This window comes from Salinicola corii, from assembly GCF_008298015.1.
GTDB lineage: Bacteria > Pseudomonadota > Gammaproteobacteria > Pseudomonadales > Halomonadaceae > Salinicola > Salinicola corii.
In genome coordinates, this window is sequence record NZ_VTPX01000029.1 from 1 (window position 1) to 9,545 (window position 9,545).

At 64.2% G+C, this 9,545-nt stretch carries 7 protein-coding genes and 1 pseudogene; 1 reads left to right on the forward strand and 7 read right to left on the reverse strand.

Annotation, left to right across the window (positions count from 1 at the left end; all coding sequences use genetic code 11):
• Positions 1-698 precede the first annotated feature (698 nt).
• Positions 699-1,724 carry an alcohol dehydrogenase AdhP gene (gene adhP, locus F0A16_RS21560; protein ID WP_187776110.1) on the reverse strand — a complete coding sequence of 342 codons (1,026 nt, stop codon included), beginning with the start codon at positions 1,722-1,724 and terminating at the stop codon, positions 699-701.
• Between the two features lie 138 nt (positions 1,725-1,862).
• Positions 1,863-3,383: an acetaldehyde dehydrogenase ExaC gene (exaC, locus tag F0A16_RS21565; protein WP_149438108.1), complete on the reverse strand. Its 1,521-nt coding sequence runs from the start codon at positions 3,381-3,383 to the stop codon at positions 1,863-1,865.
• A 147-nt stretch (positions 3,384-3,530) separates the two neighbouring features.
• Here exaC and F0A16_RS21570 point away from each other — a divergent pair, with 147 nt between their 5' ends.
• Positions 3,531-4,202 carry a response regulator gene (locus F0A16_RS21570; protein ID WP_149438111.1) on the forward strand — a complete coding sequence of 224 codons (672 nt, stop codon included), beginning with the start codon at positions 3,531-3,533 and terminating at the stop codon, positions 4,200-4,202.
• Here the strand turns inward: F0A16_RS21570 and F0A16_RS21575 are convergent.
• The 5 genes and pseudogenes from F0A16_RS21575 to F0A16_RS21595 form a co-directional block, all read right to left on the reverse strand.
• Positions 4,175-5,512 carry an ATP-binding response regulator gene (locus tag F0A16_RS21575; RefSeq protein WP_239023927.1) on the reverse strand — a complete coding sequence of 446 codons (1,338 nt, stop codon included), beginning with the start codon at positions 5,510-5,512 and terminating at the stop codon, positions 4,175-4,177. The two genes, F0A16_RS21570 and F0A16_RS21575, sit on opposite strands and share 28 nt — an antisense overlap.
• A complete protein-coding gene (gene nosP, locus F0A16_RS21580) occupies positions 5,490-6,653 on the reverse strand; it encodes a nitric oxide-sensing protein NosP (protein WP_149438115.1) in 1,164 nt (387 codons plus the stop codon). Before nosP ends, F0A16_RS21575 begins: the two co-directional genes overlap by 23 nt.
• Before the next feature lie 70 nt (positions 6,654-6,723).
• On the reverse strand, positions 6,724-7,953 hold the full coding sequence (locus F0A16_RS21585) for an ATP-binding protein (RefSeq protein WP_239023928.1): 1,230 nt from the start codon (positions 7,951-7,953) through the stop codon (positions 6,724-6,726).
• Positions 7,954-8,045: 92 nt separating this feature from the next.
• Positions 8,046-8,609 (reverse strand): hypothetical protein, encoded by a 564-nt coding sequence (locus tag F0A16_RS21850; RefSeq protein WP_187776111.1) that lies wholly within the window; start codon positions 8,607-8,609, stop codon positions 8,046-8,048.
• A 160-nt stretch (positions 8,610-8,769) separates the two neighbouring features.
• Positions 8,770-9,417: pseudogene (locus F0A16_RS21595) on the reverse strand (ISL3 family transposase); the annotation flags it as partial.
• Positions 9,418-9,545 lie beyond the last annotated feature (128 nt).

A 9,545-nucleotide genomic window follows, 5' to 3' on the forward strand; every position in this document is an offset into this window, starting at 1 on the left:
AGGATATCAGCGTCTATCTGATGGAGCGCTACAATCGGCAACGGCCGCATCAGTACAACGGCGGCATATCGCCCGTCCGAGCAGAAGAAACACTCAATTCAATGTCCGGAATTAGTTGACCATTACAGGGATCGTCTCGACGCCCACCGGCCGGGACTCGGAGGTCTGCCACTGTCCCTCTGGGTGGATGACGGTATCAGCGCCAGTTTCTGTCTTCATGATCGATCCTCGAGACGTCATTGCCTACTCGCGGTTCTTCATGTTCGGCCCTTGGTGTCGCGGTGAACCGGCACTTATTATGGCCTCTGCTGACGTCTGGTGGTCCATCCCGTCGCCTCTCGACGCCGGTAGCACCGTGGCAGACCACCAGACCTCCCAGGGTAAGACGCGCGACCTTCCCACTTATGCCTGGCGGATATACGTCATGGCGTTCCGTGCAAGTACTGGGCTTTGATGGGTTTGGCCACCTCACCCCGCCATTCCGCCTCGTATCCGCTTCCTGTTCGTCAGGCCAGCGTTTTGCCTCGGGCTTCCTTCAGACTCTTCCTCGCGGAAGACACCCTTGCCGTCGGCTATCACTTCCCCTTGCCGGGCGTGCAGGGGACTTTCCCCCCCAAGTCATCCCGAGGCACCACCCTCAGGAACAGCGCCAGTCAGGCGCTGCGCGCCCTTTGGTTTGGTCCAGGATGTGTCACAACTCACGTCATATCGAGCACCACACGTCCCTCGATCTTACCGTCGATCATGCGCTGGAAGATTTCATTGATGTTCTCCAGCTTGTCGGTTGCGATCGTGGACTTGACCTTGCCCTCGCCGGCGAAGTCCAGCGCTTCCTGCAGATCCTGGCGGGTTCCAACGATGGAGCCGCGTACGGTGATGCCGTTGAGGACGGTTTCGAAGATCGGCAGGGGGAAGTCGCCCGGCGGCAGGCCGTTGAGTACCAGGGTACCGCCGCGGCGCAGCATGCGCTGGGCCTGATCGAAGGCCTTGGGCGATACTGCCGTGACCAGTGCACCATGGGCGCCGCCGATCTCGCGCTTCAGATAGTCAACCGGATCGATTTTCATGGCATTGACGGTCACTGTAGCCCCCAGCCGCTCTGCCAGCGCCAACTTGCCATCGTCGATATCGACTGCCGCTACGTTGAAGCCCATCGCATGAGCATATTGGACCGCCATATGGCCGAGGCCGCCGATACCTGATATCACCACCCACTGCCCCGGGCGGGCATCCGTCATCTTGAGCCCCTTGTAGACCGTCACTCCGGCACACAGCACGGGCGCGATCTCGAGGAAGTCGACGTTGTCGGGCAGGCGGCCAACGAAGCCGGCATCGGCCAAGGTGTAATCGGCGAAGCCGCCGTTCACCGAGTAACCGGTATTCTGCTGAGATTCACACAGGGTTTCCCAGCCTCCTAAACAGTGCTCACAATAGCCACAGGCCGAATAGAGCCAGGGCACCCCGACGCGGTCGCCCTCCTTGACATGTGTAACACCCTCACCTACTGCCACGATATGGCCAACTCCTTCATGTCCTGGAATAAAGGGCGGATTGGGCTTGACCGGCCAGTCACCGTGGGCGGCATGCAGGTCCGTGTGGCAAACGCCGGAGGCGGCCACCTTGACCAGGATTTCACCCTGCTGCGGCCGGGGTGTCGCGACCTCTTCGATGGCCAGCGGCTCACCGAACTTTCGCACCACGGCAGCTTTCATCGTGTTATCCATTGTATATCTCCTCGATTGGCGGGCAGCCTGACGCTGCACCTTTGCTTCATGCTCGCCAGGGGAAGCAAGTGAAGCGATGCAACCCCTCTTCTTGGCGTTGGGGGGCCGCTCAGAAAAACAACCGAGCGGCCAGAGGCTTCAGAAGAAGCCCATCGGATTGATGTCGTAGCTGACCAGCAGGTTCTTGGTCTGCTGGTAGTGCTCGAGGGCCACCTTGTGGGTCTCGCGACCGACACCGGACTTCTTGTAGCCCCCGAAGGCCGCGTGAGCCGGATACTGATGGTAGCAGTTGGTCCATACGCGGCCGGCCTGAATGCCACGCCCCATGCGGAAGGCCACATTGATGTCGCGACTCCAGACGCCGGCACCGAGGCCGAACTCGGTATCGTTGGCGATCGCCAGCGCCTCCTCCTCGTCCTTGAAGGTGGTCACCGCCACCACCGGCCCGAAGATCTCCTCCTGGAAGACGCGCATCTTGTTGTGGCCCTTGAGCAGCGTCGGCTCGATATAGAAGCCCTTGTCATAGGCCGGATCGAAGCTTGCCTTGTCACCGCCGGTAAGCACCTCGGCGCCCTCCTCCCGGGCGATCTCCATGTAGGACATGATCTTGTCGAACTGCTCCTGGGAGGCCTGGGCGCCCACCTGGACGTCGGTATCCAGCGGATTGCCGCGCTTGATCTGCCCCACCTTCTCCATCACCTTGGCCATGAAGGCGTCGTACATCGACTCCTGGATCAGCGCCCGGGACGGACAGGTGCACACCTCGCCCTGGTTGAAGAAGGCCAGCACCAGGCCCTCGGCGGCCTTGTCGATGAACTCCGGCTCGGCGTTCATGATGTCGGCGAAGTAGATGTTCGGCGACTTGCCGCCCAGTTCCACGGTGGAGGGAATGATGTTCTCGGCGGCGCACTTGAGGATATGCGCCCCCACCGGGGTGGAGCCGGTAAAGGCGATCTTGGCGATGCGCTTGCTGGTGGCCAGCGCCTGGCCGGCCTCGGCGCCATAGCCGTTGACGATGTTGACCACCCCCGGCGGCAGCAGGTCGCCGACCAGCTTCATCAGCTCCAGGATCGAGGCCGGGGTCTGCTCGGCGGGCTTGAGCACCACGCAGTTGCCCGCCGCCAGCGCCGGCGCGAGCTTCCAGACGGCCATCAGCAGCGGGAAGTTCCAGGGGATGATCTGCCCCACCACGCCCAGCGGCTCATGGAAGTGGTAGGCGACGGTGTTGGCGTCGATGTCGGCGGCGGTGCCCTCCTGGGCACGGATGCAGCCGGCGAAGTAGCGGAAGTGGTCGACGGCCAGCGGCAGGTCGGCGTTGAGGGTCTCGCGCACCGCCTTGCCGTTGTCCCAGGTCTCGGCCACGGCCAGCATCTCGAGGTTCTGCTCGATGCGGTCGGCGATCCTGAGCAGGATGTTGGAGCGCTCGGCGGCGGAGGTCTTGCCCCAGGCGGGGGCGGCGGCGTGGGCGGCATCCAGGGCGAGGTCGATGTCCTCGGCACTCGAGCGCGGGATCTCGCAGAACACCTCGCCATTGACCGGGCTGACGTTGTCGAAGTACTGCCCCTTGACCGGTGGCACGAACTCCCCACCGATATAGTTGCCGTAGCGTTTCTCGAAGGCGATGACGGCACCGGATTCACCGGGATTGGCGTAGATCATGGCTTGGCTCCTGAAATTGTCGTTATAGAGGCTGTGCCCTGTCAGTCTTGGTCGTAAGCGCAATCTGCGACATACTCCGGTGGCAGGAGGCGCCCTCCTTCCTTGGTAGGAGGGCCCGGCCCGCAGAGGAGAGGAAAGGAGAGCACCATGACCACCCTGATGGTCGCCGACGACCATCCGCTGTTTCGCGAGGCCATCGCCGCGGTAATCGCCGCCGGCCTTCCCGACAGCCGGCTGCTGGAGGCCGACAGCCTGGCCCAGGCCATGCGCGAGGCACAACGCCACGAGGCGAGCCTCGATCTGCTGCTGCTTGACCTGGGACTCCCCGACGCCGCGGGGCTCGATGGCCTGGCGCGGCTGCGTGAGGCCCTGCCCTCCCTGCCGGTGGCGATCCTCTCCGCCGAGCAGGATCGACGCACGGTGCTCGAGGCCATCGACCTCGGCGCGGTGGGTTACATCCCCAAGTCGACCTCCCGCGACGACATGCTGGCGGCTCTGGAGCGCATCCTGGAGGGACATCTCTACCTGCCGCCCCAGGTGATGCGCCGGCCTCCAACTGCCCGGGGCAATACGCCGCCGGCCTCCCTCGACGCCCGCCTGACGAGGCTCACCGACAAGCAGCTCGAGGTGCTGGAAGCGCTCGGCCAGGGCGCCTCCAACAAGGGCGTCGCCCGCAAGCTCGGTATCGCCGAGACCACGGTGAAGACTCACGTCTCGGCGATCCTGCGTCGCCTCGGCGTCACCAGCCGGGTCCAGGCCGTGCTTCTCGCCGGTGAACTCGACCTGGCTGCCTACCTCGCCGAACGCCGGGGGCGCTGAGCCTCCAGCAGGTTCCCCAGCAACACCCTCAGGCGCAACGGTTTGAGCGGCTTGTGCAGGCAGGCGTAGCCCTCCTCGCGGATGTGGGCCTTGAGAGCCGCATCGTGGTTGGCGGTAATCACCACCACCGGTAACCCCGGAAAGCGTCGGCACAACCGGCCGGCCACTGCCAGGCCATCCGGCTGCCCCTCGCCGAGGTGGTAGTCCACCAGCAGCACCTGCGGCGGACCTTGCAGCCCTTGCGGGGAGGCGGCGCTGGCCACCCGGCATCCCCAGCCACCCAGCAGTGCCTCCATGCCGTCACGGATGTCGGCATCGTTGTCGATCACCCATACATTCGCCCCCGCCAGTGGCCCCGGCGCTTCGTGCGCGACCGACTGATGATTGACTTGCTCGGTGCCGCAGGGCACCCGCACCGAGAACAGCGAGCCCTGCCCCGGACGTGAGGCGAGCGCCAGCGGATGGCCCAGCATGCCGGCGATGCGCTCGACGATCGCCAGGCCCAGCCCGAGGCCCCGGTCGTCCTCCTCACCACTGGCTTCCAGGCGGTGAAACTCGTCGAAGATCACACGCTGCTGTGCCGGTTCGATACCCGGACCGGTATCCCCGACCAGGATCTCGAGCCAGTCGCCACGCCGACGGCAACCGAGCAGGATGCGCCCATGGCGGGTATAGCGAATGGCATTGCTCAGGAAGTTGCGCACCACCCGCGCCAGCAGCGCCAGGTCGGAGGTGATCACCGCGCGGCTCGGCACATGGCGCAGCTCGAGCCCCCGGCTGGTGGCCACCTGGCGATACTCCTCGGCCAGCACCCCGAGCAGCTCCTCGGCGGGAAAGCTGGTCACATCGGGCCTGAGCACCCCGGCATCGAGCCGCGAAATGTCCACCAGGCTGCCGATCAGCGTCTCGACGTCCTTGAGCGAGCGATTGATGCTACCGACCAGGCGGTGCGACTCGTCGGGAAGGCGGTGACCCTCCAGGGCGCTGGCGAATAGCCGGGCCGCATTGAGCGGCTGCAGCAGGTCGTGGCTCACCGCGGCGAGGAAACGGGTCTTGGAAAGGTTGGCCGCCTCGGCTTCGGCCCGGGAGCGCTCCAGGGCGGCCAAGGTGCGCTGCAGCGTCTCGGTGCGCTCGCGCACCTGCTCGGCGAGCAGCACCGAGTGCTCGAAGGCGCCATAGGGGCCTGCGTGGGGCATGCCGCCCGACTCCACGCGCTCGATCAGGGCGGCGCAGATACGTCTCAGCCGGGCGTTCTCCTCGGCCAGTGCCTCGGGCGAGGTGGCGGACTCAGGGGCGCGACGCGGATCCAATGGCCACTCCGGTGAAGGTCTGGTTGAGGTGCATGCCATGGTGCTGCTCGCCGTAGGTGTTGAACCCGATGACCCGGGAGCGTGACAGCAGGCGAGAGGCGCTGGCCAGCTCTCCGCGCGCCTCGAGCTCCAGCCGGCGCAGGAAACAGTCGCAGCCGATCACCAGGGCCGGCTCGCCGAGACGCTGCGCCAGGCCAGCGAGGACCGCCTCGAGTTGCTCGAGCATCGGCGCGGGGCGCATGGCGGTCAGCACGATGCCGGTCTCCACGGCGCAGTAGAAGCTCAGGCTGCCGTCGGAATTGACCCGCTGTACCGAACGCACGTAGTGGGCGTCGGCGATGCGCACCGCCAGCGGATTCAGGGCGAAGGCCTCGGCATCCAGCGCCGCCACTGGCACCCCCACCAGACGCGCATACTCCTCGGCCGCAGGCAGCGCATTGAGCTCGAGCACCCGGCGTGTCGCGCTGTCGGCCCGGGTGACCACCAGCTTGTGATCCAGCGGCTGCAGGTGATGGGTGGTGAAGACCTCGAAGGGCAGCAACGTCGCCACCATCACCACCACCGCCGCACGGGAGTGGAAGCGTCCCTCGGCATAGACGTGGGTGCGCGCCAGGCGGTTGTCGTCACCCGCGGAGCCGCCGAAGTCGGGAATACTTCCCAGCGCCGCCTCCAGGGTGGCCAGCACCTGCTCCTCGCGGCTGGAGAGACCATCGAGCAGGGTCAGGGCGAAGCACCCGGCGCCATCCGGCACCACGTCGCGACACTCCTCGAGCAGGCCATCCACCAGCCGCTGGGCGCCGAGAAGGTCGAAGCGGTCGAGATCCATCACCGGGGCGCTGGAGACCGCAAAGGCTTCCCGCGACAGGCCGATGGCCACGATGCAGCCGCGCTCATAGCCCAGCGGGCTGATCTCACCGGCGGTGGTACAGCCCACCACCGGCACCCGGTCGAAGGTGGTCTCCAACGCCCGGGACAGGCCATCGAGAGGATAGTCGGCGCTGCAGAAGAACAGCACGAACCCCAGCGCCGGATGACGCAGCGCCTCGCCCAGCTCGGCCACGGCAGCCGCCGGGTCGGCATGTCGCGAGACCGCGCTGCACAGTGGGGGCGCGCCGGTGAACGCGGTGGGATCGGGGGGCATCATCGACTCCGGGAACGAGGCAGTAATCCAGTGTAGGTCGGTGCCCGGCGCGGCCACAATGCCCGGGGAGTCAGTCCGAGGAGTCTTGTACCCAGCGGGTCAGGGAGGCCAGGGTGGTGGAAAGGCAGGCGTGCAACTCCTCGAGCACGGGACCCGCCGCCGCGAGCTGCTCCTCGACAGCCAGTCGCTCGAGCCTCGCGGCCAGACCCGCCACCTTCACCGCCCCCAGGCTCGCGGACTCTCCCTTCAGCTGGTGTGCCGCATGTCGCAGCCGCCCGGCATCGCCCGTCTCGAGGGCCATGGTGAGCTGGGCGAGGTGCGCCTCGGCCTGGTCGCGGTAGAGCGCCACCATCGACGCCATTCCCTGTTCGCCAAGGGAGTCGCGCAGCGAATTCAGGATCAGCGGATCGGCCAGTGTCTGCTGGCTCATGGCGAGGGTGGGCGCCATGGCACTGCCGCCAAGATGACGGCGCAGCACCTCCAGCAGTGCCTCCTGGAGCAGCGGCTTGGTGAGGTAGCCACTCATCCCCGCGGCCAGGCAGCGTGCCCTCTCGCCGCCGGGCCCGCCGGCAGTCATGGCCACGATGGGCACCGTGGCCGGCCAGCCGTGACGATGGCGCAGCCGGCGGGTCACCTCCAGGCCATCCATGCCGGGCATCTGCACATCCATGAAGATCAGGTCGAAGGAGTGGCGCCGGGTCAGGGCCAGCGCCTCCTCTCCGGAATCGGCCAGGCTGACTCGGCAGCCCAGCCGCTCGAGCATCGCCTGGGCGACCCGCTGGTTGACCGGGTTATCCTCCACCACCAGCAATCGCGCCCCCTGCGGCCAGCCGGGCTCGAGCCGGCCCGGGGCGGCTTGCTGTGCCGGCTCGGCGGCAGGCACCAGCGGCAACAGGCACCAGAAGCGACTGCCGACACCGGGCTCGCTGTGCATCTCGATACTGCCGCCCATGGCCTCGACGAGGCGCCGTGAAATCGCCAGGCCCAGGCCGGTGCCACCGAAGCGCCGAGCGGTAGAGGCATCGCCCTGGCGGAAGGGTTCGAAGATGCGCTCGCGCTGCTCGGCGGGAATCCCGCAGCCGGAATCACGTACCTCGAGGCGCAGAGTATCGGCATCCTCGAGTGTCGCCTCGAGGATGACCCATCCTTCGTCGGTGAACTTCACGGCATTGGCAACCAGGTTGAGCAGCACCTGACGCAGCCGCGCCGGATCCCCCATCATCCAGCCGGGCAGCGCCTCGGATATCCGCGCCTCGAGCCTGATACCCCGCGATTCGGCGCGCGCCGCGAAGATCGCCACCGAGCCCTCCACCAGCGCCGCAAGCGACAGCGGCTGGTACTCCAGCTCGAGCCGCCCCGCCTCGATCTTGGAAAAATCCAGCAGTTCGTTGATCAGTCCCAGCAGCAGGTTGGCGCTGTCGTGGATGGTGGCCGCATACGGTGATCCTTGTAGAACTGGCTGCTCAGGTAGCGTCGGATGGTCTCCAGCGGGGCCTCACCTTTCTTTGGCTTGATGGCATGCAGGCAAAGGCTTTCAGCGACAAATTCGAGGTTTTCTTGCAGGTGCTCTTCGCCCCAGACGATGCGAACGAAGTCGCGGAACCGGTTGGTGGCGTCGTCAGAGAACCATTCTTGATCGGTGAACGGAATTATGCCATTTTCATCAACTTTGTAGAGACGGAAAGGGTTTGTAGTGCTATCGCCCCCCTTTCTGAGACCAACCAAGCTATCGCTGTTTAATGAGTACCTGCCAAACATGCAGCCAATTGCATAACTCAAAAGATTTAATGTTGCATAAGCTGCAAATTTCTCTTTCTCACATTCTATGTCTGAGCTACCAATCGAAAAGCTAGGATTGGAATAAAGGGTTATATTTTTTTTGTTTATGCTTGAGGACTCATCTGGCTGATCATAAATTGACGAGTATGCTTTTTCAATATTTTCCTCAAGCTCCAAGGTTCTTTCAACTTTAGCACACGCATCTTTGTAGTAAAAATCAAAGCATTCAACTACTCTTGATGAATTAAGCTTTGCTTGGCAGGAAACAATCTCATCCTTTTCGTATTCCGGGTATCCGGATTAACTGGTTGAGGGGCACCTAGGTCCAGCCCAGACCTTAATCTCTCCAGAAGGTTGATAGATCGACGCCGAAGTTCTTCTCTTGCTCGGGCAGGCCCATGCTGTAGGCTATGGTTGCCCTGCCCAAGAACGGGGAATCCTTGGTCTGCGGCGACTTCTTCTTGTGCTTTGTGGTGTAGAGCATCCGGGCTCGCATCACCTCGAAAGAATAGCCTCGGCCATCGCGGTTCTTGTCCTTGGCCAGCCGGTTGATCGACTCGGTGAAGGCGTTGGTGATCGGGATGTCAGTCTCGAAGTAGGTCAGCATCTCCTCACGCCAGCCACTGACGGCGCTGACGAGATCCTTCCAGGCCTCCTTCTGCCCCTGTGGGATGTCGTCAATCCAGGCAGCCAGCGCTTTCTCAGCATCACGCCGGGTGGGGCAGTCCCAGATGTGGAAGAATCGCTCCTTGTGCTCATAGGCTGCTAAAAGCTGGGGGAAGGCCCCTGTCCAGGTCTCCATGATAAGGCGTTCACGGTCAGAGACATCGTGAGCTCGCTTCAGCAGGATCTTCCGGTCACCCTTGAGAGTTCGGCGCTGGTTGGCCGTCAGCTCCTTCCTGAGGTCCTTGCGGATCTTCTCCAGGGCTTCGTTGGCCATGCGCACGACGTGGAACTTATCGACCACGATACGGGCCTGTGGCAATTGTAGTGGTCAACTATTTCCGGACAGTATTTTAAGGTTTTCCTCGGCCACAACGGGGGACATGCTGTCATTGAAGGCATGAGGTCGCTGTCGGTTGTAGTACCCCATCAGATACTCACCAACGTCTT